Source organism: Novimethylophilus sp. (genome assembly GCF_036504375.1).
Taxonomy (GTDB): Bacteria; Pseudomonadota; Gammaproteobacteria; order Burkholderiales; family Methylophilaceae; genus Novimethylophilus.
The window spans coordinates 1-26,995 of sequence record NZ_DASXVH010000063.1 but is presented as its reverse complement, the minus strand read 5'-3'; the positions used below and the strand labels follow the sequence as shown (position 1 = coordinate 26,995).

Below are 26,995 nucleotides of genomic sequence, written 5' to 3'. Positions count from 1 at the left end.
GGATGACGTTATCCGGGTCGCTGTCCATATCGGCATGAATGGCCCGCATGGTTTCCGGCCTTTCTGCCAGCATCGCCAGAACTTTCTGCCGCCTAGCTTCCTGTTGCTGTTCAAGTTTCAGTGCCGCCAGAATTTCAGCTTTGCTTTGTTTGAGCCGTTCCACGATGTCGGCAGGTAGATCGTCAGCAGGGGAAATATCCAGATAACGACCATCCGCCTTAATCGAATAACCGGCCTCTCGCAGCTCAAAAATCAGGTCAGGTGCGCCCATGACTAAATCCTCAAGTGCGACTGATTAGGGAGTTGACTGTCATCAGCGACAGAATCGCTGGAAAGATGCCCAATTTTGGGTAAGGTGTCCAAGGCGTCCATATAATTTATATGGCCATGTTGGACATCTTCACTGTTTTTGGACATGTTGCCGGACAGTTTCCAATACCAGCGACCATCTAACCCGCCCTTAACGGACTTGATACCCAGATCATCTTTTGCCCGTCTTACTGTTCGCCATGAATGACTAGCGCCCTTGGCATCCGCTTCAATCTGCTTTTGGGATAATTCGCCATTGGCCAGCAGGTCTAGCAGAAATTCCTTTGCATCCTCCAGTGCGCTGTTGTCATGATCGACAGCTTCGCGGTTATCGGGTTCCGCCAACAATTCACGCGCAGAGCCTTCGACAGCATCGCCCCAGACTGAATAGCTGGAAAATATACCGGGGTGTCCGTCAATCTCCTTTTGGTGAAGATCGTACTCAAACCCGCCATGATCTACGCCGATGTTGCTCTTGGCTCGGCAGAATATGCGCCTTGTGGTTTCGCCTTCGATGATCTTCGCGGTCGCCAAAACAATACGCGCCAAGGCTCCGAAGGCCAGCGAACCCGTGACACGCTCCAACGGTTCCCTGCCTCCCGAACCTTTGGAAAAGTGCGAGATGCCCAGCACGGCACATCCCAGACGTTCTCCGAAGTCCACCAGCGGTTGCAAGGCCCGTCTGACTTCACCATTTTTGTGACTGTCACCAGCGACGGCATTAACGATAGGGTCAACGATCAGCAGCGACACATCGCCAATGCGCCCGGCAACATCCAGCATCGCGGCAATATCGGTAGCCGGGTCAAAACTTCGCAACTCATCGCCATGCTGTACGTCACCAATGAAATGCACTTTTGATAGGTCTGCATCAGCAGCGAGCAATCGCGGGATTAGCGTATCTTTTGCAGAATCTTCACCACTCCATATCAGCACATTGCCGACTGGACAACGTGAGCCATCAGGAAACCTGCCGCCTATGCTCACCGTTGCCGCTAGTGCAATGGCGATAGTCGTTTTACCCGTACCTGCTTGCCCAGCGAAAATGTGTAATTTGCCGCGAGCAAGCCAACCATCCCATAGCCAGTTTATCGGTTTCGGGATGATAGATGCCGCGCAAGTAAGTTGGACAACCGGCAATGGTGCAAACTGCCTTCCAGAATCGCCTCCAGACTGATTATTTTTGATGGGTTGAGACAATTTGCCCGTCATTGCCAGCGCACGGGCCTCCAGATCAATGCCGGCGTCAAATGCTGCCAGTGCTTCGGGTCTAATATCCATTGTTTGCCACCTCGCACGCGTGATTGAGCCGCGATGCCGCTAACAGCAGACGTTCCCGCCCTGATTCAGTCAGCGGCTTGTCGTTGGCAATGTCGGTGGCGCACAGATAAACCAGCGTTGCCTCGAAGCTCATGATCTTGAGTACATCGCCGGGATAGAACGGTTTGCGTTCTGGCTTGAAGTGGCCCATAACCTGATTGGGCATCAGATCGGAAAACGTCAGGCCGACAGCAGACAAGACTGCTTCCGTAGAACATCCACCGAAACAGTGCAGCAACAGCCGTCCGTCCGCGTCACGGATTGCAAGACTAGGAGATTTATCGTCATGGGCGGGGCAGCAGGCTTTCCAACGATCAGTTCCAGTTCGTTGTGCCTTATGCAGACGTGACAGCAGGGTATCGAGTGCGCTCATTTACGCACCCCCTTCCAGTCGCGCTTATGCTTGCGACTGATACGGCTCGGCTTTATCATGGTGTTGTCGTTGTATGGCTTTGGGGTCGCACGGTCGCCACCGTTGCGGCCCTTGTTGTTTGTGGTCATATCAGCCCCCATTCACTAGAGCTAATACTTCACTGGCTTTCCATACGGTAGTTTTTGGGCCTAGCTTATGTGCCCTGGGGTACTTGCCGGACTTCACCCCGTTCCACCAGCTAGTAGCTGATACCGGGATGATTGGCGGGATAGGTGGATTGGCCTTCTTGCTGCCGATGATTTGCGGCAGGCGTAAAAACCCGTCTTGCTGGATTGTGTTTCCCATGTTTGCTTTCCTTTGCTATGGATTGCACAAGGCAGTATTGCCTTGAACATGGGTACATCATCATGTTGATTTTATTTACAAAAAACCTCTTATCTAGCAGAGTGCGCACTGTGCTGGCTAAATGCTCATTCAGCTAGCAGGGTTAGTCTTTTCCCATTCCCTACACCAATCTTCAATTCTTTTCTGGCTGGTAAGGTGTTCGAATTTATCCAGCATATCGCGGGCAAAAGCAGCTTTCCCTTTGTATCTGCCAGGATCGCGCCGCCATTCTTGCCAGCACTCTTTGACTAGCTTTTTTTCGGCCTGCTTAGGGTCAGATGCAATCTTTGCCAAAGCCCCTGTTCTTGCTTGATGTTTTTTCTGGTGTTCAATCCCTTCAAGTAATGCTTTCATCACTAAATTAGTGTCCTCGGCACGGCGTAACTCAGCCATTCCACGCTTGGAATCCAGGGTCGCCTCAGTAAAAGTTATAAAGCGGGTTGCATCGACGATCCCCCAGAGAGTTACAGAGGGACGATTATCTCTAATCCCCACCTCTGCAAAGCGCAAAGCTTTGTTTGCTCCGTCTAATAATTTATCCAAAAATTCAGCCATTTTCGGATCAGGAGCGGCTTTGGGAGTTAATTCATTGGCTCTATTTACAAGGTCGGAAAGAATATCCTTAGCAATTATTTCAAAAGTAGACGATTCATCCATAGCATTCCCTTCCATGCCCCTCAAATAGAACCCACGCCAGCAGGGTAAGGGTTGCCCTGTTTTCGCCCCGTCGGGCTAGGCGTGGATAACCTGAATTATGCTGGCGCCTCCATTGCGTCAAGCTCGCTTGTCTTGGGCATGAACCACGCCATTTCATCCCTAACCCTAAACAACGGGGACTGGCATTGATCGGCAAGATAGCCCAATTGCCCGATTCCTTGCATCAGCAGGTAGGATAGCGCCGCCTCATCCCCGTCCCATGTCGCGAAAGCCTCCTTCAAACTGTCCGCCATAAGCGCAATGGTTGCAGCAACATTAACAGCCCTATGTGGAGAGTCCCATTCATGAGCAATAAACAGCGACCTTGATAATTTTCTGGCGACCGCATAACTTGGAGCATCAAGACCATCCCCATTTTCGTCATTGACAGCCCACCGTGCCCGATTATCTTTTGGGTCATACATGAACCACACCGAAAACGGGTCAGAGTTAATCGGGAACTCCTCGGCCAGTTCAGCCGGGGTTTTGTCGTCTGTTGTAGAATCGTTATCAGCCATGATGCTTACCTCCTATCAAGGTACTGCGTTGTGGTTAGGGTTGGCTGGTCACTTTCCTAGGGCTACCAGCCTTCCCGCTTTTGCCTGATACCGTCAGGCAACCGTGTTGCCCTTTATGCCGCCTTGCCGTGTATCGGTATCACCTTCGCACCAGCCCGCAAGCCATCCAGGTAATCCGCCCAATGCTGCATCATTGCGGTACGTTGTTTCAGATATAGCGCATGGTTATAGGCCGCGCTCACCTCGTTGCGCTCCGCATGGGCTAATTGCAATTCAATGTGCTGGTGGTCAAAACCCTGCTCATGTAGCGCCGTGGATGCAATACCTCTGAATCCGTGTCCGGTCATCATGCCGCCGTAACCCATACGCCTTAAGGCCACCAAGATGGTGTTGTTGCTCATGGTCGCTGATTTTCTGCCATAGTGCTGGGCGGGGAAAAGATACTCACTTGAGCCGCTTATCAGTTGCAGAGTTTTCAGTAATTCCACGGCCTGGCTGGATAGAGGCACGATATGCGGGGTGTCCATCTTCATACGGTCAGCCGGGATGCGCCATTCTGCCGCATCCAGATCAATCTCATCCCATTTGCCGCCGATTAACTCGCTGGTGCGGATGAAGGTTAGCGCCATGAGTTTGATTGCTATGCGTGTCACCTGATTGATACTCGCCGCCTCAATGGCACGTAGTAGGGCAGGGAGTTCTTTTATTTCCACTCGCGCATAATTCTTTTTACGCCGTGTTTCGATAATGTCGCTGGGCTTAATGTCGGCAGCAGGATTTCGGATAACCTTGCTTTCATCGCCGTGCGCGATTGCATACCGGAATACCTGCCCAATCATTTGATGCCCGCGTTTGGCAAGGTCTAGTGCGCCACGCTTGGCAATGGCTTTGACGGTACGGACAACATCGGGGGCATTGATCGCCGTGATAGGCATGTCGCCAAGTTCGGGATAAAGGTCTAACTCCATCCGGCGAAGGGCTTGCCGCGCATGGCGTTCACTCTTGCCTTGCTGCCAGTGCTGGTGCCAGCGGCCTGCCCATTCCCTGAAAGTGTTGGTTTTGCTGAAAGCCTTTTCCTGCTTCTCGGCCTTGCGATTTTCGCCGGGGTCTATGTCATCAGCCAGCAGTTTGCGGGCCTGCAAGTGCCGTTCCCGTGCATCTTTGAGGGTGATTTCTGGATATGCTCCCAGTGCAAGCCGTTTCTCTTTGCCCCCAAAACGGTACTTGTAACGCCACAGTTTGCCCCCAGTAGGCATCACCTCAACGTATAGGCCACCGCCATCAAATAGCTTATATGCCTTTTCTTGCGGCTTGGCCTGCCTGATTTCAACGTCCGTTAGCGCCATCATCCACCCCATTCTGGGGGCATGTATTCTGGGGTTTTCCAAACTGCCCCCTAGTTTGCCCCCTAAATTGCATTGATTTGGTGAAACTAGATTAAACGCAATTGTACGAATAGGCAATAAAAAACCCGCAGTTACGCGGGCTTGGTGGACTTCTTTGAATGGTGCTGAATACTGAATTGGTCGGGATGGCGGGATTCGAACTCGCGACCCCTTGCACCCCATGCAAGTGCGCTACCAGGCTGCGCTACATCCCGACCGGGCCCAGAAGGCACAACGCCTTCAAAGCAGGTGCGGATTATAGCGGAAACAACCGCAGCCTGCCAGACAGGAAACGTGGAGATTTATGAATGCAGCGGGAAATGAAGCAGTTCAATCACGCCACGCAACTCGGTACGCAACGCAGCCCAGTCAAACGCAGGCTCGACATGCATGGAGGCTTCCGGCGGGACAGCCTTGGCCGCAGCAACTACGGCTGGAGCATAAGCTGTTGTATCGTCGGCGATATCGCCCTCTTCAAGACGATGGCGTGCGCCGTTGATGGTAAAACCCTGCTGGTAGAGCAGTTCCCGGATGCGGCGGATCAGCAGTACCTCGTGATGCTGATAGTAGCGGCGGTTGCCGCGACGCTTGACAGGCTTGAGCTGGGTGAACTCCTGCTCCCAGTAACGCAATACGTGCGGTTTGACGCCGCACAACTCGCTGACTTCACCTATTGTAAAGTAGCGTTTTGCCGGGATAGGAGGCAACGCCACCTTGTCAATCTGCTCCTGCATAGACCTCGTCCACTTGAGTCTTCAGCTTTTGACTGGCATGGAATGTTACGACACGCCGCGCCGTAATGGGGATTTCTTCGCCTGTTTTGGGATTGCGGCCGGGGCGCTCGGACTTCTGGCGCAACTCGAAATTGCCGAAACCGGAAAGTTTTACGCTATCGCCGCCTTCCAGCGAGGTGCGGATTTCCTCGAAAAAGGCCTCCACCATATCTTTGGCCTCACGCTTGTTCAGCCCAACCTGTTCAAACAACAAATCCGCCAAATCGGCTTTGGTTAAAGTCATTGGATCCCCTTCAACTACGCAGGACTGCGCCGAATTTTTGAGACAGCTCGGCAAGCAGTTTGACCATTGCCGCGTCGGCATCTTCATCGGTCAATGTTTTTTGAGTATCTTGCATAAGCACCAGAAATGCAAGGCTTTTTTGATTCTCGGCGATACCTTTTCCACGGTAAACATCGAACAGCGCAACCTCGCTGACGACGGAATCCGCCGCGGCACGCATGGCATCGAGCATGGCCTGCACGGCCACGCCTTCATCCACCACCACGGCCAGATCGCGGCGGATCGGCGGAAACTTGGGTACCTCGACAAAAGCAGGCACCGGCTTGCGGGTCAGCGCACCCAACTCCAGTTCAAACAGGACTACGCCACGCGGCAGATCGTAATGCTGCTGCCAACGCGGATGCAGGGTACCGATCCAGCCTATAGCCTTGCCATCCAGCAGCACCTGCGCCGTCTGGCCGGGATGCAGCGCCGGATGTTGCGCGGCTTTAAATACCGCACGACCAGCGGTCAGCGCCTCCACATCGGCTTTGACATCGAAGAAATCCACGGCACGCGCGGCCTCGCCCCACTGTTCCGGCTGGGCATCTCCGTAGCATAAACCGGCCAGGCGGGTAATCTCCCTGTACGCCTGGCCTTCCCGATGGAAGCAGGCGCCGATTTCAAACAGGCGCACACGCTCCTGCTTGCGGTTGAGGTTGTATTGCAGCGCATCCAGCAGCCCGCCCCACAGGCTTGAACGCATCACGCTCATGTTGCTGGCAATGGGATTTCGCAAGGCAATCGCCGCAGCATTGCCCAGGAGATCGCTCTCCCACGACGGATCGACAAAGCTATAGGTTATCGCTTCGCGGTAATCCGCCGCCGCCAGCAGTTGGCGCAGGCTATTCGGACTGCACAGGCTTTCTTCCGCAGGCAGCATGAGCAGGGCCCCAGAAGACGGAGGCAGCGCCGGCAGATACTCATAGCCATGCAGACGCACGATTTCCTCGATCAAGTCTTCTTCGATCCCAATATCAAACCGATAGCTGGGCGGCGTAACCAAAAACTCGCCATCCTTGCAGGTAAAACCGAATTGCAGGCGGGTCAGCAAATCGGCAACGGTTTCCTGCGCCAGCGCAATTCCCAGCACTTCTGCGGCCTTTTTGACATGCAAGCGTACAGGATTGCGACTGGGCAATCGAGCGAGATGTTCGGTAATCTCGCCCGCGCTACCGCCGCAAATTTCGAGTATCAACTGCGTAGCGCGTTCCTGGCACAGGCGCGTTGCCGCGAAATCCACGCCGCGCTCGAAGCGATATGAGGAGTCGGTGGAAAGTCCCAGTCTGCGCGCCCTGCCGGCAATGACTCCGGGGGTGAAAAATGCGCTTTCCAGGAAGATATCGGTAGTGCCATCCGACACCGCCGTGCCATTACCGCCCATGATGCCCGCCAGCGCAATGGCTCCGCTATCATCGGCAACCACCAGCATGTCGTCCTGCAACACAGCGACTTGTTCGTTCAGCAGCCGGATGCTTTCGGCATTACGGGCAAACCGCACCTGTACATCGCCATTCAGCTTTGCCAGGTCGAACGCATGCAGCGGCTGCCCCATTTCCAGCAATACATAGTTGGTAATGTCCACCACGGCACTGACAGACCTGAGCCCGCTACGCTCCAGACGACGCCTCATCCAGTCCGGGGTGACGGCCTGCGCGTTCACGCCGTTAATGATCCGGCCGCAATAGCGCGGACAGGCTTCAGCGGCTTCCACCCGCACATTTTTTTTCTGCTGGCCAGCCAGAGACGTTGGGCTAATCTGGGGCAAACTCAAGGCAGCACCCGTCAGCGCCGCCACGTCGCGGGCAATGCCTGCCACGCTCAGGCAATCGCTGCGATTCGGCGTGAGCTTGAGTTCAAACAGTTGGTCGTCGAGATCGAAATACTCGCGGACGTCCTGCCCGACCGGCGCGGTATCGGGCAATTCGAGTATGCCCGCGCTTTCATCGGCCAAGCCCAGTTCCTTTTCGGAACACATCATGCCGAAAGATTCCACGCCGCGCACCTTGGCGTGCTTAATGCTGAAACCCGGCAGTTCCGCCCCCACCAGCGCACAGGCGGATTTCAGTCCGGCACGCGCATTGGCAGCACCGCAGACAATTTGCAACGGCTCGGATTGACCGACATCCACACGCAACACTTGCAGACGGTCAGCATCGGGATGCCTTCCGGCACTAAGAATCTGCGCGACGACGACATGGCTGAAAGCCGGCGCTACCGGCTCCTGCGCCTCGACCTCCAGGCCGGCCATGGTCAGCACATGACCCAGCGCCGCGCTATCAAGCGCGGGATTCACGAATTGGCGCAGCCAGTTTTCCGAAAATTTCATAGTTAGCCATCGGCTATCAGGCCCGGCTTTTCGCTGGGCGCTGAAAGCTAGTTAAATTGTTTCAAAAATCGCAGATCATTTTCAAAGAACAACCTCAGGTCGTTCACGCCATACCGCAACATGGCAAGACGCTCCACGCCCAGGCCGAAGGCAAAGCCGCGATATTGCTCGGCATCGATGCCCACATGCCCCAGCACGTTGGGATGCACCATGCCGCAACCACCGATTTCAAGCCATTTATCGCCCCAGCTCATATCCATCTCGGCGGAAGGCTCGGTAAAGGGAAAGAACGATGGACGGAAACGCACTTGCAAATCATCGCGCTCGAAAAAACGCTGCAGAAAATCCTGCACCACACCCTTGAGATTGGCAAAACTCACCCGCTCGTCCACCCACAGTCCCTCGACCTGGTGGAACATGGGCGAATGCGTGGCATCCGAATCCACGCGGTACACGCGCCCCGGCGCAATGATGCGCAGCGGCGGTGTCCTGTTCTGCATGAACCGCACCTGTACCGGAGAGGTATGGGTGCGCAGCACATGCTCGTCATCCACGTAAAAGGTGTCGTGCATGGCACGTGCGGGATGATCTTCCGGGATATTCAGTGCAGTAAAATTGTAAAAATCCGTCTCGATTTCCGGACCTTCGGCCATTTCAAAACCAATGGAACGGAACAGCGTCTCGATCCGTTGCAAAGCCAGCGTGACCGGATGCAAGCCGCCCTGCGCCTTGCCGCGACCGGGCAAAGTGACGTCGACAACTTCCGCAGCCAGCTTCTGCGCCTGCTCCGCTGCCAGTATGCTTGCGCGGCGAGCGGCAACCAGCTCTTCCACCGTCTGCTTGGCGCGATTGATTACGCCGCCGGCAGCGGGCCGCTCTTCGGGAGGGAGCTTGCCCAACTGCTTGAGCTGTTCGGTCAGCACGCCGCTTTTGCCGAGGTAGCGTGCCTTCACCTGCTCAAGGTCGGCAATGGAGCCAACGCCGTCCAACGCACCCCGTGCTTCTAAAATAATTTGTTCGAAATTGTTCATTTTCACGATCATGACCAACAAAAAAGGAGGCTGGTTAGCCTCCTTTTTTGCCGTAACCGATTTTATACGGCGCCGAGGCTGGCCTTCGCCATGTCGGCAATCTTGGCGAATGCCGGCTTGTCGAACACCGCCAGGTCGGCCAGAACCTTACGGTCGACCTCAACTGCAGCCTTCTTCAGGCCGTTCATGAAACGGCTGTACGTCAGGCCGCACTCGCGGGCGCCAGCATTGATACGGGCGATCCACAAGGCGCGGAACTGGCGCTTTCTTTGGCGACGGTCGCGGTAGGCATATTGCCCAGCCTTCATCACCGCCTGCTTGGCAATGCGGTAGACGTTCTTGCGGCGGCCGCGGTAACCCTTGGCTGCGTCTAAAACCTTTTTATGGCGTGCGCGGGCGATGACACCACGTTTTACTCTTGGCATGGTCTCTCTCCCTTATGCGAACGGCATCATGGCGCGGATGGACTTCACATCGCTCGCCACTACATCGACGGAACCACGCAGATGACGCTTATTCTTGGTGGTCTTCTTGGTCAGGATATGGCGCTTGAACGCCTGTCCACGCTTGATGCTGCCGCCGGCGCGGATTTTAAACCGCTTGGCTGCACCGCTTTTGGTCTTCATCTTGGGCATTTTGTAACTCCTGGTTGGATTACTCGAACAAGCGATCGGGCATGCCTTTTTAAGGATTAAACCTTAAGCCGCGTCGCTCATCTATTGGCTGAGTAGGTTTCTACTTCGCCTTTTTATGGGGGGACAGCACCATCACCAACTGCCGGCCCTCCATTTTTGGGTATTGCTCTACTGTCGCGTGCTCGACGAGATCCGCCTCAACACGCTTCAGCATGGCATGCCCCAATTCCTGATGGGTGATTTCACGACCGCGAAAACGCAAGGTAATCTTGGCCTTGTCACCCTCTTCCAGAAAACTTTTCAGGTTACGCAATTTGACCTGATAGTCTCCATCGTCCGTCCCCGGACGGAACTTCACTTCCTTGACCTGGACCTGCTTCTGCTTCAGTCGGGCCTCATGCTGCTTTTTGCTCTCACGGTACTTGAACTTACCGTAGTCCATCAGCCGGCACACCGGAGGTTTGGCCGTAGGGGCGATCTCCACCAGATCCAACTCGGCCTCTTCGGCCTGTGCCAGCGCCTGCTGCAAACTGACGATACCAATAGGTTCGCCTTCCGGGCCCACCAACCGAATTTCCGACGCAGTAATCTCGCCGTTGATTCGGGTATCTTTATCCTGAGCTATAGCAAATTCTCCAAGTCAATAAAAAACAAACCGCGCCTTACCCTCGACTGACGACCTCTGCCACGAGCCTGTCCATAAAGGCTTGCAACGGCATGGAACCTAGGTCTTCGCCCTTACGGGTACGCACGGCCACCTGCCCGCTTTGCATCTCGCGCTCACCGGCTATCAGCAGGTAAGGCTGTCTCTGCAGGCTATGTTCGCGAATTTTATAGGTTATTTTCTCATTCCTCAAGTCCGATTGCACGCGGAAACCATTTTTCCTGAGTTCTGCGGCGATATTTCCGGCATATTCCGCGTGCGCGTCGGTGATGTTCATCACCACCGCCTGCACCGGCGACAGCCATACCGGCAACGCGCCGGCGTAATGTTCTATCAGGATACCGATGAAGCGCTCCATCGAGCCCAAAATCGCGCGATGCAGCATTACCGGCGGCTTGCGCGAATTGTCCTCGGCGACATATTCCGCCTCCAGCCGCACCGGCAGGTTGAAATCCAGCTGTATGGTGCCGCACTGCCACAAGCGACCCAGGGAGTCCTTCAGCGTGAACTCGACCTTGGGCCCATAGAACGCGCCTTCGCCCGGCTGCAGGTCGTAGGCCAGGTTGTTCTGCTGCAGCGCGGCGGCAAGCCCGGCTTCCGCCTTGTCCCAAGTTTCGTCGGAACCGACGCGTTTTTCGGGGCGGGTGGACAGCTTGACCAGTACGTCGTTGAAGCCGAAATCGGCGTACACCTGTTGCAGCATCTCGATAAAAGCCGACACTTCGGACTGGACCTGCTCTTCGGTGCAGAAAATATGCGCGTCGTCCTGGGTGAACCCGCGCACCCGCATCAGGCCGTGCAACGCGCCGGAGGGCTCGTTGCGATGGCAGGAACCGAACTCGGCCAGGCGCAGCGGCAGTTCGCGGTAGCTGTGCAGGCCATGGTTAAAAATCTGCACGTGGCCCGGACAGTTCATCGGCTTCACCGCGTAGTCTCGATTCTCCGAGGCCGTGGTGAACATATTGTCGCGGTAGTTTTCCCAGTGCCCGGACTTTTCCCACAGCGTGCGGTCCATTATGGTCGGCGTGCGCACTTCCTGGTAGCCGTACTCGACGAACCTGGCACGCATGTACTGCTCGACCTGCTGCCACAGCGACCAACCCTTGGGATGCCAGAACACCATGCCCGGCGCCTCGTCCTGCATGTGAAACAGGTCGAACTGGCGGCCCAGCTTGCGATGGTCGCGCTTTTCGGCTTCCTCCAGCGCATGCAGGTAGGCGTCCTGGTCTTCCTTTTTCGCCCAGGCCGTGCCGTAAACGCGCTGCAGCATTTCGTTCTTCGAATCGCCGCGCCAGTAGGCGCCGGCCACTTTCATCAGCTTGAACACCTTGAGCTTGGCCGTCGTCGGCACGTGCGGGCCGCGGCAAAGGTCGGTAAAATCGCCTTCGGTATAGAGTGAAACCTCTTCGTTTTGAGGAATGCTGCCGATAATCTCGGCCTTGTAGTGCTCGCCGATGGACTTGAAATAGGCAATCGCCTCATCCCGCGGCAGCACCTTGCGCGTCACCGGGATATCGCGTCTGGACAGCTCCGCCATGCGTTTTTCGATGGCTTCAAGGTCTTCCGGGGTGAAGGCCCGCTTATACGAGAAGTCATAGTAGAAACCGTTGTCGATTACCGGGCCGATGGTAACCTGCGCTTCCGGGAACAGTTCCTTAACCGCGTACGCCAGCAAGTGGGCGGTGGAATGGCGGATGAGGTCCAGCCCTTCGGGATCGCGCTCGGTAATGATGCCCAGATCGACGTCCTGGTCGATCAGGTAGGAAGTGTCCACCACCCGCGCCTTGCCGTCAGTTGTCACCTTGCCTGCCAGCGCGGCGCGGGCGAGGCCTGCGCCTATGCTCTGCGCGACTTCTGCGACGGTAACTGGCGCATCGAATTTGCGTTCGGAGCCATCTGGTAGGCGTACAACTGGCATGAATTTTTCCGCTCGGATTTCTCGTTATCGCTCAGCCGTAAAAACAACAAAAGCCGCAAAACGGCTTTGTGTGGCATAGCTTGGATGCCCGGCATTATCGCATAAAACCGGCAAAACTGAACACTCGGGCACTGGCAGCGATAGTCAGGCGATCACAGATCCCGCTACGGCCGTTTTCGGCATGCGCCCCGCCATCGCCTGCTTTTCCGTCGTCTTCATCACCGCTTACTACTGTAGATGAGACAAAAAGAAAAAAAGCCACCTGGCGGTGGCTTTTTTTATTACCTACACATATTTGGTAGGCGCGATTGGACTCGAACCAACGACCCCCACCATGTCAAGGTGGTGCTCTAACCAGCTGAGCTACGCGCCTAAAGAGGGAGCGAATTGTATCCGTCTAAGACGAATCACGCAACACGACTGCTCCATATAACTGCAGCAACATGAATTTTTGTCTTTTAAAATAAGGTAGCAATACCAGTCGCGGGCTATGCAATGCAAGCACGTTATAATTGCGCTCGATCATGCCTCCATCTTTAGCCAGCCTCGACAGCATCATGAATGACCTCTCCTGCCGGGGCTGGTCGGTCGCAGCGCATTTTTTACCGCAGGACATCGTCGGCCATCTAGCTGGGGAAACCCTGCAAGCCATGCAAGACAACAAGCTGCAGCCCGGGAATGGTGGCCAGGGCGCAGAGCGCAGCGCCGACACCGGCATCCGCGAAGATTTCATCTTATGGCTGGAAGAACCCGCCCTGACCGCCGCCCAGCGCTGCTATCTGGAGCGGCTGGAACAATTGCGGCTCGCCGCCAACAGCGCATTGCATCTGGATTTGTCCGAGTTCGAAGGCCATCTCGCGGTGTATCCGCCCGGCGCTTTTTATCACAAGCATATCGATCACTTTCATATCCACGGCCAGCGCGTGCTGACCTGTATTTTTTACCTCAATGCCGACTGGGATGAAGCAGATGGTGGACAGCTGCGCCTGTACCTGGACGACGAACGCTATTTTGACATTCTGCCCCAGGCCGGAACATTGGTGACCTTTCTGTCGGACCGCTTCTGGCATGAAGTGCTGCCGATGAAACGCGACCGCATGAGCATTACCGGCTGGTTCAAATCACACGGGCCTGCCGCAGCGTGAATTCACTCCAGGATATGTTCGATCCGCGGCAGTTCCGCGCCAGCGGCCATGCATTGATCGACCTGCTGGCCGACCGCCTCGCCGACTCGCTTGCCGGCCAAGGCAAGGTACTGCAATGGCGGGCACCGACGACCGAAGACCGGCGCTGGCAGCAACCGCTGCCGCAAATGCCAGCCCTGGCAACCGCCGAACTGCTGGAAAAATTGCGCGACGACATTCTGCCCGCCGGCCTTGCGATCCACCACCCCCGCAACCTCGGCCACCAAGTCGCCGCGCCGTTGCCGATGGCCGCGCTGTGCGATCTGGTGGCGGCACTGACCAACCAGGCGATGGCCGTCTACGAAACCGGCCCCGCAGCCACAATGATAGAACGCCAAGTGATCCGCTGGCTGAACGAATTGATCGGCTGGCAAGGCGCTGACGGCGTATTGACCTCGGGCGGCGCGCAAGCCAATCTCACCGCGCTGCTGGCGGCACGGCAGCAAACCGCGGGCTGGGACATCTGGCAGCACGGCACTGCCGCCGGGCCGCCGCTAAAAATCCTCGCCAGCGAACATGCGCATTATTCCGTCGCGCGCGCCGCCGGCATCATGGGCTTGGGCGTGAATGCCGTGGTCAAGGTCGCGGCGGACGACCAGGGGCGAATGGACCTGGCGGCATTGGCGCAAGCGCATCGGCAAACCGCCGCCAACGGCGCGCGCATCCTGGCAGTCGTCGCCACCGCCGGCTGCACCCCCACCGGCAGCATAGATCCGCTGCAACAGATCGGCACCTATTGCCGGGAACATGGATTATGGTTGCATGTCGACGGCGCACATGGCGCCTCGGCCTTGCTGTCAAAAAAGCATAGCGCAGCGCTGCGCGGCATCGCACTCGCGGATTCGGTGGTGTGGGACGGCCACAAACTGCTGTACATGCCGGCCACGGTGTCTGCGGTGCTGTTCAGGAAACCCGAGCACAGCTATTCAGCGTTCGCACAGGAGGCATCCTACCTGTTCCAGGGCGATTCCAGCAGCGACGAAACCTTCAATACCAGCTACCGCACGCTGGAATGCACCAAACGCATGATGGGGCTGAAACTGTGGGCGGCGTTCTCGCTATACGGCGTGCAGGCGATGGGAGAACTGGTGGAGCGGGTGTTCGCCACTGCCCGGCTGCTGGCCGATCAACTACAAGCCGCAGAGGACTTCGAACTGCTGATGCCGCCGCAAACCAATATCGTCTGCTTCCGCTACCGCTCCGGCAACCAGGCTGCGTTGCGCCAGGACCTGGTGGAAAGCGGCGCATTTCATCTGACCCAGGTGAAACTCGGGGAAACCATCTGGCTGCGCACGACGATCATGAATCCGTTCACTGCAGAAAGTGATCTCGACGCCCTGCTGACCTCCATCAGGGACTTAAAAGCTTGAGCAAAACATAAAGGCTCGAAAAAGGCTTTTTGTTTTGGAAAAAGGGCTTTCACTTCTTAATCGTCATCATCATCGTGCCAACCGTGCCTGTGCCGTCCGCGATCCCAGTCATGGCGGCGATATTCGCGATAACGCGGCTCATAGTAATACTGCACGTACGGCACCGGGCTGTAATAACGGTAATAAATCGGGGCCGGCTCGTAATAAACCGCGGGAGGCGGCACGTACACAACAGAAGGCCGCTCGTAATAGTAAGCGGGAGCGCCGATACTGATACTGAAATCGACCGAGCCGTGCGCATAGGCACTCGTTGTTCCAGCGACAGCCAAAGCTAATGCCAACAAAGTTTGATGGATAGTTTTCATGCTTTAACTCCTTTTAGCTGAAATGCTCAGCATAAAACTGATAACGCATCGATCAGGGATCAGGGATCAGTTTACTTTTACTGAAGAGCCGGCAATGAATCGCTTACAGATTAAGACATGAAGTAATCGGGATTAGTTCGAGGGGAAAGCCAACGGCTTAGTTGCAATATTTTCTGAGGGCTTTACACGTTAATCAGCCGGGGGCGGGCCGCCCGCTTCCATCGCGACATCGTAGCCCGCAGTGCGCAGCCATCGCGCACGCCTTGGGCATCCCGTCGCAGAGATATTTCAAGGCGTCAGCGCCACCTTCCGTTCAAGTATTTTTCCGCCCAGAACAGCGCGATGACGGTCTTGCCGTCGGTGATGTCGCCACGGCGTACCATATCCAGCGCCTCATCCAGCGCCTGCGTGAAAGTCTCCAGCGTTTCGTCATGATCACGCCGGTGGTTGCCTGCCGTCAGGCCGGTGGCGAGATAGATATGGATGATTTCGTTGGAGTAGCCGATGCACGGATGCAGCGCAGCCAGGTAGCGCCATTCGCGCGCGGTGTAGCCGGTTTCTTCCAGCAGTTCGCGCTGGCCGGTGACGAGCGGATCCTCATTGGGGTCGATTTTGCCGGCGGGCAGTTCGATGAAAGCTTTGCCCAGCGGATAACGGAACTGGCGCTCGAACACCAGCCGGCCGTCATCCAGCAGCGGCACCACCAGCACGGCACCGGGATGGACGATGTATTCGCGCGCCGTTTCGCTGCCATCTGGCAGGCGCACCTGGTCGCGCCTGACGTGCAGCAGATTGCCATCGAATACGGTTTCGGAAGAAAGCGGAGTTTCGGTCAGGGGATCTGTCATCACAATTGGCCGCAGATATCTCTGAACATTATCGCAGAATCGGCCGGGGCATGATGTTCATCGGCGTTCATCTTAGGTTGAACACCGTGTTAGCCGTTATCTGCGCCAGAGGTGGCTATAGACGAATCCGGGCACCGAAAACACCAGGAACAGGCAGGCGGTGATGGCGTAAAACTCCCAGTGCTGGGCAACCGCCTGCCCCAGCGTTCTGGTTTCGGCCAGATAGGCGATGGCGCCGGTCAGAAAATACAGCACCACCAGTTCCAGCGCGCGCCAGCCGAGATGCTTGCCGTGCTTCAAGGGCACCAGGTAAAACAGACGCTCGCTGAACCAGGGCAGGTTGGCGGCCAGCAAGGCGATCAGCAATAGCAGCGCAATCGCGGCATTCATCTGGCAGACCTAATGTCTATTGGATGCTGTGCAGCACGGCATACGCACACAGCTCCATCAGGCGCTGCGGCATCAGCCCCAGCGCCAGCACTGCCAGGCCGTTGACACCCAGCACCAGCGCCATGTCCGGCGCAGGACGAATTGCGTGCTCGTCCCGCGGCTCGTCGAAATACATCAGTTTGACCACGCGCAGGTAATAGAACGCGCCGGTGACCGCCATCAGCACCGCAAACACCACCAGCCAGACGAAGCCGGCCTGCAACGCGGCTTGCAGTACGGCGAACTTGGCATAAAAACCTATCGTCGGCGGCACGCCGGCCATCGAGAACATCAGCAGCAGCATCAGGAAGGCATACCACGGGCTGCGGCTGTTCAGGCCCTTGAGATCGTCCAGGTTCTCGGCCTCGAAGCCCTTGCGGGACAGCAGCAGGATCATGCCGAATCCGCCCAGCGTCATCAGCACGTAAACCGAAACGTAAAACATCGAGGCAATGAAACCGTTCAGCGTTCCGCTGAAAAAACCGAATAGCAGGAAGCCGATATGCGAAATCGTCGAATACGCCAGCATGCGTTTAAGATTGGTCTGCGCGATGGCGGTGATGTTGCCGATGATGATGGACAGTACCGCCATGATGATCAGCATGCCCTGCCAGTCGTGCATCATGCCCTGCAGCGCCTGGATCAAGAGGCGCATCACCAGCGCGAACGCCGCGAACTTGGGCGCGGAACCGACCAGCAGCGTCATCGCCGTCGGCGCGCCGTGGTAGACGTCCGGCACCCACATCTGGAACGGCACCGCGCCCAGCTTGAAAGCCACGCCGGCGACGATGAACACCAGGCCGAGGATCAATACCGAGCGGTCCGGCACGCCGTTCCGGATGGCGCTGCTGATCTGGCTGATATCCAGGCTACCGGTCATCCCGTACAACATCGACATGCCGTACAGCAGCATGCCGGAAGCCAGCGCGCCCAGCACGAAATACTTCATCGCGGCTTCGGTGGCGCGCGCATTGTCGCGGTCCAGCGCCACCAGCGAATACAGGCACAGCGACAGCAGTTCCAGGCCCATGTAGAGCGTCAGCAGATTCTGGCCGGAAATCATCACCATCATGCCCAGCATCGCCACCAGCACCAGCACGTAGAATTCGCCCCGGTACATGCCGCGCAGGGTGATATAGGTGCGGGAATACACCAGCACCACCGAGACGGCGAGATAGGTCATCAGCTTGAGTACGTCGGCCATCGGATCGTCGACGAACATGCCGCTGAAGGCGTAGCCCACCGCGGAAGTGTGCGTGGCCACCGTGATCATCGCCGCGCCCAACAGGGTCAGCTGACTCAGGATGTAAGTGACAAAACGGTAGCGCTCGTGGATGAACAGGTCACCCAGCAGTATCACCATCGCCATACCGAGGACGAAAACTTCGGGGAGTGCGGCGTAAATATCGTTGTAGATAGGATTCATTTAAAGTCCCACTGGAATCTTGGTCTGCGCCATATGGGCGAGCAGTTGATTGACCGTAGCGTGGGTCATCTCGGTGAGCGGCTGCGGATAAAGACCGAAACCCAGCACCATGACCGCCAGGATGGCCATGATCAGAAATTCGCGCTTGTTCAGATCCTTCAGCTCGGCAACGTGGTGATTGCCCACGTTGCCGTAAAACACGCGCTTGACCATCCATAGCGTATAGGCCGCACCGAAAATCAGCGTGGTCGCGGCGAGGAAGGCAAACCAGAAATTGGCCTGCAGTGCGCCCAGGATCACCAGGAACTCGCCGACGAAGCCCGAGGTGCCCGGCAAGCCGGCGTTGGCCATCGCGAACAGCACCGCGAACGCGGCGAAGGTCGGCATGGTGTTGACCACGCCGCCGTAATCCTTGATCTGCCGTGAATGCACGCGGTCGTAGAGCACACCGACGCTTAAGAACAGCGCGCCGGAGACGAAACCGTGCGAGATCATCTGCACGATGCCGCCTTCCAGGCCCAGCGGATTGAAAATGAACAGCCCCAGCGTGACGAAGCCCATGTGCGAGATCGACGAATAGGCAATCAGCTTTTTCATGTCCTGCTGCACCAGCGCTACTAATGCAATGTAGACCACCGCGATCAGCGACAACGTGATCATGAAGCCTGAGAGGTAATGCGCGGCGTCCGGCGCGATCGGCATCGCGAAGCGCAGGAAGCCGTAGGCGCCGAGCTTGAGCATGATCGCAGCCAGCACCACGGAGCCGCCGGTCGGCGCCTCCACGTGCGCATCCGGCAGCCAAGTATGCACCGGCCACATCGGGATTTTCACCGCGAACGCCATGAAGAAGGCGAAGAAGATCAGGATCTGCGCCGTGAGCGGCAACGGCAGCTGGTAATAGTCGATGAGCTCGAAGCTGTTGGTCTGGTGGTAGAGATAAATGAAGGCCACCAGCATCAAGAGCGAGCCCAGCAGCGTGTAGAGGAAGAACTTGATCGTTGCGTACACGCGGTTGGGTCCGCCCCACACGCCGATGACGATGAACATCGGGATCAGCATCGCTTCCCAGAACACGTAGAACAGGATGCCATCGAGCGCGGAGAACACGCCTATCATCAGGCCGGACATGATCAGGAAGGCGGCCATGTACTGCGCGACCTTCTTCTGGATTACTTCCCAGCCGGCGAGCACGACAATGACCGTGGTGAAGCTGGTGAGCAGGATCAGCGGCACCGCGATGCCGTCCACGCCCAGGTGATAATGGATGTTGAACGCCGGAATCCAGTCCGCCCCTTCCTGGAACTGGAAGCCGCCGTCGGCGCGGTCGAAACGGGTGAATAGCGGCAACGTGGCGACAAAACCGGCAATGCTGCCCAGCAGGGCCAGCCAGCGCGCCAGGGGCGCATTGCGGTCGCTGCCGGTGGCAAGCACCAGGATGCCCGCGAACACGGGCACCCAGATGGAGAAACTGAGGACGGGATAATCCATTTATACCTTCATGAACCAAGTCAGCAAAACGAAAGCGCCGATAATCATCGCAAACGCATAGTGGTAGATCAGGCCGGACTGCAGTTGCCGGATCACGCCGGAGATGCGCAGCACTACACGCGCGGTGCCGTCGACCAGCGTGCCGTCGATGAGCTGCACGTCGCCGATCTGCCACAGCTTGTTGCCTATCCAGCGGGAACCGCCGGCAAAGAATTTGTCGTTGAACCGGTCGAAGCCGTATTTGTTCTCCAGGATGCTATAGATCAGGCTGAAGCGCTGCTTGATCGCCTCCGGGATATCCGGCCGCTTCAGGTAGAAGAACCAGGACAGCCCGACACCGGCGGCAGCCAGCAGGAACGGCAGGCTGGTCAGCGCATGCACGCCCATCGCGGGGGCGCCATGGAAATCCTCGGCCAGTTCGTGCATGGCCGGGTGCGCTTCGGGGTTGATGAAAATCACGCCCTTGAAGAATGCGCCGAACAGCATGGGCTCTATCGCCAGGTAACCGATGAGCGCCGACGGAATCGCCAGCGCAATCAAAGGAACTGTTACCACCCAAGGCGATTCGTGCGGCTTCTGGCCGGGCGCCAGACCGTGTTGATGGTCGGCGGAGACTTCCTCGTCGTCATGGTCGCCCGCATGCTCGTGGTGATCCTTGCCGAAGCGCTCCTCGCCGTGAAACACCAGGAAATACATGCGGAACGAGTAGAACGCGGTGACGAACACGCCCGCGAGCACCGCGAAGTAGGCGAAGCCGCTGCCGGGAATGTGCGCCAGCTTGGCGGCCTCGATAATCGAATCCTTGGAATAGAAGCCCGACAGGAACGGCGTACCTATCAGCGCCAGCGAACCCACCAGCGAAGTGATCCAGGTGATCGGCATGTACTTGCTTAAGCCGCCCATGTTGCGGATGTCCTGGTCGTGGTGCATGCCCATGATCACCGAGCCGGCGCCGAGGAACAGCAGCGCCTTGAAGAAGGCGTGCGTCATCAGGTGGAAAATCGCCACCGAATAGGCCGAAGCGCCCAGCGCCACCGTCATGTAGCCCAGCTGCGACAGCGTGGAATACGCCACCACGCGCTTGATGTCGTTCTGGATAATGCCGAGAAAGCCCATGAACAGCGCGGTGATCGCGCCGATGACCATCACCGTCGACAGTGCCGTGGTGGAAAGTTCATACAACGGCGACATGCGCGCCACCATGAAGATGCCGGCCGTCACCATGGTAGCGGCGTGAATCAGCGCGGAAATCGGCGTCGGGCCTTCCATCGAATCCGGCAGCCAGACGTGCAGCGGCACCTGCGCCGATTTGCCCATCGCGCCGACGAACAGCAGCAAACAGGTCACCGTCATCAGCTGCCAGGGCTGGCCGGGGATCAGTTCCACGGTGGCGTTGGCGAACTGCGGTGCCACGGAGAATACCGCGGCGTAATCCAAACTGCCCATGTAGTACAGCACCATGCCGATGCCTAGAAGAAAGCCGAAGTCGCCCACGCGGTTGACCAGGAATGCCTTCAGATTGGCATAGATCGCGGTCGGCCGGGTATACCAGAAGCCGATCAGGAGGTAGGATACCAGGCCCACCGCCTCCCAGCCGAAGAACAGCTGCATGAAGTTGTTGCTCATCACCAGCATCAGCATCGAGAACGTGAACAGCGAGATATAGCTGAAGAAACGGCTGTAGCCGGGGTCATCAGCCATATAGCCTATGGTGTAGATATGCACCATCAGCGACACGAAGGTCACCACCACCATCATCATCGCCGACAGGCTGTCGATGAGGAAGCCAACCTCGAACGTGGTGTGCCCGCTGGTCAACCAGGTGTAGACCGCGCCGTTGAAGGTGTGGCCGGCAATCGCGTCGCGCAATACCAGCACCGACAGCACGAAAGATGCGGCGACACCGGCGATGGTGAGCACATGCGCCGCCGCGCGCGGCAGGAAACGGCCGAACAGGCCGACGACTGCCGCTGCCGCCAGCGGCAGCAACGGAATAGCCAAGTAGATTTTCTGCATTTCGGTCATTTTTAGCGTTCTGCCTCTAGCGTCAGCCCTTGAGGCTGTTCAGGTCGTCCACGTTAATGGTCTTGAGGTTGCGGAACAGCACCACCAGAATCGCCAGCCCGATTGCGGACTCCGCCGCCGCCACCGTGAGGATGAAGAACACGAAGATCTGTCCGGCGGTATCGTTGAGGTAGTGCGAGAAGGCGATGAAATTGATGTTCACCGCGAGCAGCATCAGTTCGATCGCCATCAGCAGGATGATGACGTTCTTGCGGTTCAAGAAGATGCCGACGACGCTGATCGCGAACAGCAATGCGCCGAGGATCAGATAATGCGAGAGGCCGACGCTCATGCTTGTTCTCCCTTGACTTCACCAGCGGTGGCGGTTTGTGCTTTTTCCGCGGGCATGCTGACGATCTTCAGCCTGTCGTTGCGCTTCACGCGCACCTGCACCGCAGGGTCGATATATTTGCTGTCCTTGCGGCGGCGCAGCGTCAGTGCGATCGCGGCGACGATCGCCACCAGCAGCACTACGGCCGCCAGTTCGAACGGATACACATAGTCGGTGTAGAGCTGACGCCCCAGTTCGGCGGTATTGCTGTAGTCAGCCGCATGCGCCGGCGGTGCCGCGACGCGCTCCGGGCCGAAATGCCTGGTTCCCAGCACCATGATCATTTCCAGCGCCATCAGCACCCCGACGAAACCGGCCAGCGGCGCATAATCCCAGAATCCTTCGCGCAGCTTCTCCAGGTTGATGTCCAGCATCATCACCACGAACAGGAACAGCACCATCACCGCGCCCACATACACCAGCACCAGCGCGATCGCGAGGAACTCGGCCTCCAGCAGCATCCAGATGCCGGAAGCGGTGAAAAAAGCCAGCACCAGGTAGAGCGCGGCGTGCACCGGGTTGCGCGCGGTGATGACGCGCAGCCCGGCAAATACCAGGATGGCCGACAGAAAATAAAATACGAGGTCGTGAATATTCAGCATGGGCATGTGTGCGGCTTCATCTGGGCTTATCTGTACTTGGCATCCGCGGCTCTGTCCGCGGCGATCTGTTGTTCATGCTTTTTCCCCACTTCCAGCAGCATCGGCTTGGTGTACAGCAAATCGCCGCGCTTTTCACCGTGGTAATCGAAAATCCGCGTTTCCACGATCGAGTCGACCGGGCAGGATTCCTCGCAGAAACCGCAGAAGATGCACTTGGTGAGATCGATGTCGTAGCGCGTGGTCCGTCTTGTTCCATCCTCGCGCTGTTCCGACTCGATGGTGATCGCCATGGCCGGACACACCGCTTCGCACAGTTTGCAGGCGATGCAGCGTTCCTCGCCGTTGGGATACAGGCGCAACGCATGCAGGCCGCGGAAACGGCCGGACATCGGCGTGCGCTCGTCCGGGTACTGCACCGTGATCTTGCGCGCAAAGAAATAGCGGCCGGTGAGCGCCATGCCCTTGAGCAGTTCCACCAGCAGCAGGCTGGAAAAGAGGTCTTTGATTCTGTTGATCATGATGTTATCCCTCGCCTTTAGTGGAACAGATAAGCCAGCGGGGTTTGCATGAAGGCGCCGATCACGATGATCCATACCAGCGTCACCGGAATGAACACTTTCCAGCCCAGGCGCATGATCTGATCATAGCGGTAGCGCGGGAAAGTAGCTCGGAACCACAGAAACAGGAACAGCACGAACGCCATCTTGGCGAACAGCCACAGCGCGCTGTCCGGCAGGAACGGCAGCGGCGACAGCCAGCCGCCCAGGAACATGATCGAAGTCAGCGCCGAGATCAGGATCATATTGGCGTATTCGGCAAGGAAGAATACTGCGAACGCCATGCCGGAATATTCCACATGGAAACCCGCGACGATTTCCGATTCGCCTTCCGCGACGTCGAACGGTGCGCGGTTGGTTTCCGCGACGCCGGCAATCAGGTAGACGATGAACAGCGGGAACAACGGCAGGATATACCACTGCCAGAAGCCGCCGCTCTGGGCTTCGACGATTTTCACCAGGTTGAGCGTATTCGCGGCCATCAGCACACCGACCAAGGCGAAGCCCATGGCGATTTCGTAGGATACGATCTGCGCCGCGCTGCGCAGGGAGCCAAGGAAGGCATATTTCGAGTTGGACGCCCAGCCGGCGACAATCACGCCGTACACGCCCATCGAAGTAATTGCCATGATGTACAACAGGCTGGCGTCGATATTGGCCAGCACCAGCTGCGACGAGAACGGCACCACCGCCCAGGCCGCGAGCGCGGGCGCGATCGCCAGTATCGGCCCCAGCAGGAACAGCTTTTTGCTGGCCACCGTCGGCAGGATGATTTCCTTGAACATCAGCTTGAGGCCGTCCGCGATCGGTTGCAGCAGCCCGAAATAGCCCACGCGATTGGGCCCGATGCGCACCTGCATGTAGCCGATCACCTTGCGTTCGGCCAGCGTCAGGTAGGCCACGGCGCCCATCAGCGGCGCGACGATGGCGACGATCTTGGCCATGGCCCACACCAGCGGCCATAACGGACCGAATTGTTGCTGCAGCCAGATCATGCCGTTACCCTCCCGATCGCGATTGCTCCGAACAGATCACCCAATGCTGCGGTCTCGGCCCGTGCCGTCGGCACTCGCACGCACCCCGCTGCGACGCGGTTGTCGGTCTGCACCTTGAGGCGCACACTGCCGCTGTTCTGTTTCACGACGACCTCGGCTCCATCGATCAGGCCCAGCTTCTGCATATCCGCCGCGTTGAGGCCGGCAATGACCGGCGCAGTGGCGCTTTTGGTCTTCTGCAGCGGCGCGGCGCGGCGCACGATGGCATCGGACTGGTACAGCGGGATTTCCCCCACGCGCTGCAACACGCCCTCCGTCTGTTGCCGGTTATCGATTTCCGCCAGTTCGCGCAGGTTGTTGTTGAGTTGGCGCCACACCACGCGCGACGGTTTTTCGCCGCCGAAAATATCGCGGCTGACGTCTTCACTGCTGTCGTAGTCGAAACCGCCGAGGCCCAGCACATTGCCCAGCACGCGCAGCACCTTCCATGCCGGCCGGCATTCGCCCAGCGGCTTCACGGCGGCCGCGAACGGCTGCACGCGGCCTTCCATGCTCATGAAAGTGCCGGAGGTTTCACTAAATGGCGCGATCGGCAACAGCACCTCGGCATCGCGCAAGGCTTCGGAGCGATACGCGGTCAAGGCCACCACGCACTCCGCGGCGGCCATGGCTGCCTGCGTCTGCGCAGCGTTGTGGCAGTCCAGCTCCGGCTCGACATTGACCAGCAGATATGCCTTGCGCGGTGCTTCCAGCATTGCGCGCGCGTTGAGGCCGCCGGGTTCGGGCAGCACGCTGGCAAGATCGGCGCCGACACTGTTGGCGCCTTCCGCCATCACGCCGAAAGTCGCGCCGCACAGCGATGCGATGGCTTCCGCCAGGCTGTAGATTTCCGCATAGCGCGGATGATGCGCGGCGATATTGCCGAGGAACACGCCGACACGCGGGCTCACCAAGCAGACGTCGTTGCCGTAGCCGGCCAGGCTTTCCGCCATCGCGCGGCTGTTGTCCCACACCTTGACCTCGTCCAGCACCTTGTTCAGCGAAGTAGGCAGGCACAGCGAAAGCTTCTGCAAACCGGACATTGCCTTCAGTATCTGCGACAGCACGTTGACCATGTCGTTGGGTGCGCAGACCGCTTTGTGGCTGACCGGCATCAGCGGGTCGTCGTCGGTAGGATTGACCAGCGACAGTTCCGCACCGTGTTTGACCGCTTGGCGCAGGCGGTGCGCCAGCAGCGGATGTTCGTTGCGCAGGTTGCTGCCGATAACCAGCACGCGGTCCATCTCCTGCAGGTCCGGAATATTGCAGCCCAGCCACGGCGTGCCCATGTACTTGCCGTCCAGGCGGAAGTCGCTCTGGCGCAGGCGGTGGTCGACGTTGCCGCAGCCCAGGCCCTGGGCCAGTTTTTTACTGAGAAATCCTTCTTCCATCGTGCTGTTGGGCGACACCAGCACGCCGATTGCATTGCCGCCGTCTTTGTCGGAAATTTCCCGCAAGCGGTTGGCCGCGAATTCCAGCGCACTTTTCCAGTCGGTCTCATGCCATTCGCCGTGGCGCTTGATCATCGGCACGGTGAGGCGGTCGGGGCTGGACAGGCCTTCATAGGAGAAACGGTCGCGGTCCGACAGCCAGCACTCGTTGATGCTTTCCTTCTCGCGCGGCAGCACGCGCATTACCCGGTTGTTCTTGACGTGCAGTTCGATCTGCGCGCCCAGGCCGTCGTGCGGCGCGACCGAAGGGCGGCGTGCCAGCTCCCAGCTGCGCGCACTGTAGCGGAACGGCTTGGAGGTCAGCGCGCCCACCGGGCACAGGTCGATGATGTTGCCGGACAGTTCGGAATCGACGCTGCGGTCGACATAGGCGGAAATCTCCGCGTGCTCGCCGCGGCCGACCATGCCCAGCTCCATCATGCCGCCGATTTCCTTGAGGAAGCGCACACAGCGCGTACACTGGATGCAGCGCGTCATGTCGGTAGAAACAAGGGAGCCGAAATTCTTGTTGAACACCACGCGCTTTTCTTCGGTATAACGCGAGGCGCTCGAGCCGTAAGCCACCGCGAGGTCCTGTAGATCGCATTCGCCGCCTTGGTCGCAGATCGGACAATCCAGCGGATGGTTGATCAGCAGGAACTCCATCACGCCTTTCTGCGCTTCCACCGCGGCCTTGGAGCGGGTGAAAATCTTCATGCCGTCGGAAACCGGCGTTGCGCAGGCCGGCAGCGGCTTGGCGAATTTTTCCACCTGCACCAGGCACATGCGGCAGTTGGCCGCAACCGACAGCTTCTTGTGGTAGCAGAAGCGCGGGATCGCGATGCCGAGCTTGTCGGCGGCCTCGATGATGGTGCTGCCGTTCTCGACTTCTATCGCCTGACCGTCAATTTCGATGTTCAGCATGCTTTAACCACCCATGAAAAACGACCGAGCGCAGGCAGGACAAGGCGTGAAAGCACGCTAAAACCGGAGTTTACATATAAGTAAATGAGGATTTTAGCGGGCTTGAACAACGCCGTAATGGCAAGCGAATCGTTTTTCATACTCATCCCGTCACCATGCTCTTGCCGTGCTGAATGTAATATTCGAACTCCGGCCGGAAATGCTTGATGAAACTGATTACCGGCGTCGCCGCCGCCTCGCCCAGCGCGCAGATGGTGCGGCCGGAAATGTTCTCGCCCACGTTGGTGAGCAGGTCGAGGTCTTCCATGCGGCCACGGCCCTCGGC

28 protein-coding genes and 2 tRNA genes are annotated in these 26,995 nt (G+C 57.9%); 2 read left to right on the top strand and 28 right to left on the bottom strand.

Features of this window, described 5'->3' with window-relative positions; all coding sequences use genetic code 11:
- The 16 genes from VGK14_RS09890 to VGK14_RS09815 form a co-directional block, all read right to left on the bottom strand.
- On the bottom strand, nucleotides 1-271 hold a 271-nt coding region (locus tag VGK14_RS09890; RefSeq protein WP_331508907.1), incomplete at its 3' end, for a hypothetical protein.
- A gap of 2 nt (nucleotides 272-273) precedes the next feature.
- Nucleotides 274-1,590: an AAA family ATPase gene (locus tag VGK14_RS09885; RefSeq protein ID WP_331508906.1), complete on the bottom strand. Its 1,317-nt coding sequence runs from the start codon at nucleotides 1,588-1,590 to the stop codon at nucleotides 274-276.
- Nucleotides 1,580-2,002 (bottom strand): CHC2 zinc finger domain-containing protein, encoded by a 423-nt coding sequence (locus VGK14_RS09880; protein ID WP_331508905.1) that lies wholly within the window; start codon nucleotides 2,000-2,002, stop codon nucleotides 1,580-1,582. Before VGK14_RS09880 ends, VGK14_RS09885 begins: the two co-directional genes overlap by 11 nt.
- Before the next feature lie 474 nt (nucleotides 2,003-2,476).
- Nucleotides 2,477-3,043: a hypothetical protein gene (locus tag VGK14_RS09875; RefSeq protein WP_331508904.1), complete on the bottom strand. Its 567-nt coding sequence runs from the start codon at nucleotides 3,041-3,043 to the stop codon at nucleotides 2,477-2,479.
- Between the two features lie 95 nt (nucleotides 3,044-3,138).
- Entirely contained in the window at nucleotides 3,139-3,600 is a 462-nt protein-coding gene (locus VGK14_RS09870) for a hypothetical protein (RefSeq protein ID WP_331508903.1), read from the bottom strand.
- A gap of 113 nt (nucleotides 3,601-3,713) precedes the next feature.
- A complete protein-coding gene (locus tag VGK14_RS09865; RefSeq protein ID WP_331508901.1) occupies nucleotides 3,714-4,949 on the bottom strand; it encodes a tyrosine-type recombinase/integrase in 1,236 nt (411 codons plus the stop codon).
- A gap of 174 nt (nucleotides 4,950-5,123) precedes the next feature.
- A tRNA-Pro gene (locus VGK14_RS09860) sits at nucleotides 5,124-5,200 on the bottom strand.
- A gap of 87 nt (nucleotides 5,201-5,287) precedes the next feature.
- Nucleotides 5,288-5,719 (bottom strand): MerR family transcriptional regulator, encoded by a 432-nt coding sequence (locus VGK14_RS09855; protein WP_331508900.1) that lies wholly within the window; start codon nucleotides 5,717-5,719, stop codon nucleotides 5,288-5,290.
- Nucleotides 5,703-6,002, bottom strand: coding sequence for an integration host factor subunit alpha (locus VGK14_RS09850; RefSeq protein ID WP_331508899.1), 300 nt, complete (start codon nucleotides 6,000-6,002; stop codon nucleotides 5,703-5,705). The genes VGK14_RS09855 and VGK14_RS09850 overlap by 17 nt, the downstream gene beginning before the upstream one ends.
- 10 nt (nucleotides 6,003-6,012) lie before the next feature.
- Nucleotides 6,013-8,370 (bottom strand): phenylalanine--tRNA ligase subunit beta, encoded by a 2,358-nt coding sequence (gene pheT, locus VGK14_RS09845; RefSeq protein ID WP_331508898.1) that lies wholly within the window; start codon nucleotides 8,368-8,370, stop codon nucleotides 6,013-6,015.
- 47 nt (nucleotides 8,371-8,417) lie between these two features.
- Entirely contained in the window at nucleotides 8,418-9,401 is a 984-nt protein-coding gene (gene pheS, locus VGK14_RS09840; protein ID WP_331508897.1) for a phenylalanine--tRNA ligase subunit alpha, read from the bottom strand.
- 62 nt (nucleotides 9,402-9,463) lie between these two features.
- Nucleotides 9,464-9,826, bottom strand: a complete 363-nt coding sequence (rplT, locus tag VGK14_RS09835; RefSeq protein ID WP_331508896.1) for a 50S ribosomal protein L20 — start codon at nucleotides 9,824-9,826, stop codon at nucleotides 9,464-9,466.
- Between the two features lie 12 nt (nucleotides 9,827-9,838).
- Entirely contained in the window at nucleotides 9,839-10,036 is a 198-nt protein-coding gene (rpmI, locus tag VGK14_RS09830) for a 50S ribosomal protein L35 (protein ID WP_331508895.1), read from the bottom strand.
- A 100-nt stretch (nucleotides 10,037-10,136) separates the two neighbouring features.
- Complete coding sequence (infC, locus tag VGK14_RS09825; RefSeq protein ID WP_331508908.1) at nucleotides 10,137-10,661, bottom strand: translation initiation factor IF-3; 525 nt, start codon at nucleotides 10,659-10,661, stop codon at nucleotides 10,137-10,139.
- Between the two features lie 37 nt (nucleotides 10,662-10,698).
- Nucleotides 10,699-12,618: a threonine--tRNA ligase gene (gene thrS, locus VGK14_RS09820; RefSeq protein WP_331508894.1), complete on the bottom strand. Its 1,920-nt coding sequence runs from the start codon at nucleotides 12,616-12,618 to the stop codon at nucleotides 10,699-10,701.
- A gap of 296 nt (nucleotides 12,619-12,914) precedes the next feature.
- Nucleotides 12,915-12,991, bottom strand: a tRNA-Val gene (locus VGK14_RS09815).
- A 151-nt stretch (nucleotides 12,992-13,142) separates the two neighbouring features.
- Between VGK14_RS09815 and VGK14_RS09810 the strand changes: the two genes are divergently transcribed.
- Both VGK14_RS09810 and VGK14_RS09805 read left to right on the top strand, forming a co-directional pair.
- Nucleotides 13,143-13,763: a 2OG-Fe(II) oxygenase gene (locus VGK14_RS09810; RefSeq protein ID WP_331508893.1), complete on the top strand. Its 621-nt coding sequence runs from the start codon at nucleotides 13,143-13,145 to the stop codon at nucleotides 13,761-13,763.
- Nucleotides 13,760-15,172 carry a pyridoxal phosphate-dependent decarboxylase family protein gene (locus VGK14_RS09805; RefSeq protein ID WP_331508892.1) on the top strand — a complete coding sequence of 471 codons (1,413 nt, stop codon included), beginning with the start codon at nucleotides 13,760-13,762 and terminating at the stop codon, nucleotides 15,170-15,172. The genes VGK14_RS09810 and VGK14_RS09805 overlap by 4 nt, the downstream gene beginning before the upstream one ends.
- A gap of 56 nt (nucleotides 15,173-15,228) precedes the next feature.
- Here VGK14_RS09805 and VGK14_RS09800 read toward each other — a convergent pair whose 3' ends face one another.
- From VGK14_RS09800 to VGK14_RS09745, 12 genes are all read right to left on the bottom strand, one after another.
- Entirely contained in the window at nucleotides 15,229-15,537 is a 309-nt protein-coding gene (locus VGK14_RS09800; protein ID WP_331508891.1) for a hypothetical protein, read from the bottom strand.
- A 296-nt stretch (nucleotides 15,538-15,833) separates the two neighbouring features.
- Nucleotides 15,834-16,385, bottom strand: a complete 552-nt coding sequence (locus VGK14_RS09795) for an NUDIX hydrolase (protein ID WP_331508890.1) — start codon at nucleotides 16,383-16,385, stop codon at nucleotides 15,834-15,836.
- 96 nt (nucleotides 16,386-16,481) lie between these two features.
- Nucleotides 16,482-16,775, bottom strand: a complete 294-nt coding sequence (locus tag VGK14_RS09790) for a DUF2818 family protein (RefSeq protein ID WP_331508889.1) — start codon at nucleotides 16,773-16,775, stop codon at nucleotides 16,482-16,484.
- Between the two features lie 16 nt (nucleotides 16,776-16,791).
- Nucleotides 16,792-18,240 carry an NADH-quinone oxidoreductase subunit NuoN gene (nuoN, locus tag VGK14_RS09785; protein WP_331508888.1) on the bottom strand — a complete coding sequence of 483 codons (1,449 nt, stop codon included), beginning with the start codon at nucleotides 18,238-18,240 and terminating at the stop codon, nucleotides 16,792-16,794.
- On the bottom strand, nucleotides 18,241-19,728 hold the full coding sequence (locus VGK14_RS09780) for an NADH-quinone oxidoreductase subunit M (RefSeq protein ID WP_331508886.1): 1,488 nt from the start codon (nucleotides 19,726-19,728) through the stop codon (nucleotides 18,241-18,243).
- A complete protein-coding gene (gene nuoL, locus VGK14_RS09775; RefSeq protein ID WP_331508885.1) occupies nucleotides 19,729-21,753 on the bottom strand; it encodes an NADH-quinone oxidoreductase subunit L in 2,025 nt (674 codons plus the stop codon).
- Nucleotides 21,754-21,775: 22 nt separating this feature from the next.
- Nucleotides 21,776-22,084, bottom strand: a complete 309-nt coding sequence (gene nuoK, locus VGK14_RS09770; protein ID WP_331508884.1) for an NADH-quinone oxidoreductase subunit NuoK — start codon at nucleotides 22,082-22,084, stop codon at nucleotides 21,776-21,778.
- Nucleotides 22,081-22,725, bottom strand: coding sequence for an NADH-quinone oxidoreductase subunit J (locus VGK14_RS09765; protein ID WP_331508883.1), 645 nt, complete (start codon nucleotides 22,723-22,725; stop codon nucleotides 22,081-22,083). The genes nuoK and VGK14_RS09765 overlap by 4 nt, the downstream gene beginning before the upstream one ends.
- A 26-nt stretch (nucleotides 22,726-22,751) precedes the next feature.
- The gene (gene nuoI, locus VGK14_RS09760; protein WP_331508882.1) at nucleotides 22,752-23,243 is read right to left on the bottom strand and encodes an NADH-quinone oxidoreductase subunit NuoI; all 492 of its coding nucleotides are present in this window, start codon (nucleotides 23,241-23,243) and stop codon (nucleotides 22,752-22,754) included.
- 17 nt (nucleotides 23,244-23,260) lie between these two features.
- Nucleotides 23,261-24,277: an NADH-quinone oxidoreductase subunit NuoH gene (gene nuoH / locus VGK14_RS09755; RefSeq protein ID WP_331508881.1), complete on the bottom strand. Its 1,017-nt coding sequence runs from the start codon at nucleotides 24,275-24,277 to the stop codon at nucleotides 23,261-23,263.
- Nucleotides 24,274-26,670, bottom strand: coding sequence for an NADH-quinone oxidoreductase subunit NuoG (nuoG, locus tag VGK14_RS09750; protein WP_331508879.1), 2,397 nt, complete (start codon nucleotides 26,668-26,670; stop codon nucleotides 24,274-24,276). The genes nuoH and nuoG overlap by 4 nt, the downstream gene beginning before the upstream one ends.
- 142 nt (nucleotides 26,671-26,812) lie before the next feature.
- The coding region (locus VGK14_RS09745) for an NADH-ubiquinone oxidoreductase-F iron-sulfur binding region domain-containing protein (RefSeq protein WP_331508876.1) at nucleotides 26,813-26,995 on the bottom strand (183 nt) is incomplete at its 5' end.

Coding starts and splice junctions, on each gene's coding strand:
- VGK14_RS09800 (WP_331508891.1), bottom strand. CDS start 15,537: ATGAAAACTATCCATCAAACTTTGTTGGCATTAGCTTTGGCTGTCGCT.
- VGK14_RS09780 (WP_331508886.1), bottom strand. CDS start 19,728: ATGGATTATCCCGTCCTCAGTTTCTCCATCTGGGTGCCCGTGTTCGCG.
- nuoI (WP_331508882.1), bottom strand. CDS start 23,243: ATGATCAACAGAATCAAAGACCTCTTTTCCAGCCTGCTGCTGGTGGAA.
- VGK14_RS09790 (WP_331508889.1), bottom strand. CDS start 16,775: ATGAATGCCGCGATTGCGCTGCTATTGCTGATCGCCTTGCTGGCCGCC.
- VGK14_RS09865 (WP_331508901.1), bottom strand. CDS start 4,949: ATGATGGCGCTAACGGACGTTGAAATCAGGCAGGCCAAGCCGCAAGAA.
- VGK14_RS09810 (WP_331508893.1), top strand. CDS start 13,143: ATGCCTCCATCTTTAGCCAGCCTCGACAGCATCATGAATGACCTCTCC.
- thrS (WP_331508894.1), bottom strand. CDS start 12,618: ATGCCAGTTGTACGCCTACCAGATGGCTCCGAACGCAAATTCGATGCG.
- nuoN (WP_331508888.1), bottom strand. CDS start 18,240: ATGAATCCTATCTACAACGATATTTACGCCGCACTCCCCGAAGTTTTC.
- VGK14_RS09880 (WP_331508905.1), bottom strand. CDS start 2,002: ATGAGCGCACTCGATACCCTGCTGTCACGTCTGCATAAGGCACAACGA.
- pheS (WP_331508897.1), bottom strand. CDS start 9,401: ATGAACAATTTCGAACAAATTATTTTAGAAGCACGGGGTGCGTTGGAC.
- VGK14_RS09795 (WP_331508890.1), bottom strand. CDS start 16,385: ATGACAGATCCCCTGACCGAAACTCCGCTTTCTTCCGAAACCGTATTC.
- VGK14_RS09855 (WP_331508900.1), bottom strand. CDS start 5,719: ATGCAGGAGCAGATTGACAAGGTGGCGTTGCCTCCTATCCCGGCAAAA.
- nuoG (WP_331508879.1), bottom strand. CDS start 26,670: ATGCTGAACATCGAAATTGACGGTCAGGCGATAGAAGTCGAGAACGGC.
- rplT (WP_331508896.1), bottom strand. CDS start 9,826: ATGCCAAGAGTAAAACGTGGTGTCATCGCCCGCGCACGCCATAAAAAG.
- VGK14_RS09875 (WP_331508904.1), bottom strand. CDS start 3,043: ATGGATGAATCGTCTACTTTTGAAATAATTGCTAAGGATATTCTTTCC.
- nuoL (WP_331508885.1), bottom strand. CDS start 21,753: ATGACCGAAATGCAGAAAATCTACTTGGCTATTCCGTTGCTGCCGCTG.
- VGK14_RS09870 (WP_331508903.1), bottom strand. CDS start 3,600: ATGGCTGATAACGATTCTACAACAGACGACAAAACCCCGGCTGAACTG.
- rpmI (WP_331508895.1), bottom strand. CDS start 10,036: ATGCCCAAGATGAAGACCAAAAGCGGTGCAGCCAAGCGGTTTAAAATC.
- VGK14_RS09885 (WP_331508906.1), bottom strand. CDS start 1,590: ATGGATATTAGACCCGAAGCACTGGCAGCATTTGACGCCGGCATTGAT.
- nuoH (WP_331508881.1), bottom strand. CDS start 24,277: ATGATCTGGCTGCAGCAACAATTCGGTCCGTTATGGCCGCTGGTGTGG.
- VGK14_RS09765 (WP_331508883.1), bottom strand. CDS start 22,725: ATGCTGAATATTCACGACCTCGTATTTTATTTTCTGTCGGCCATCCTG.
- nuoK (WP_331508884.1), bottom strand. CDS start 22,084: ATGAGCGTCGGCCTCTCGCATTATCTGATCCTCGGCGCATTGCTGTTC.
- pheT (WP_331508898.1), bottom strand. CDS start 8,370: ATGAAATTTTCGGAAAACTGGCTGCGCCAATTCGTGAATCCCGCGCTT.
- VGK14_RS09850 (WP_331508899.1), bottom strand. CDS start 6,002: ATGACTTTAACCAAAGCCGATTTGGCGGATTTGTTGTTTGAACAGGTT.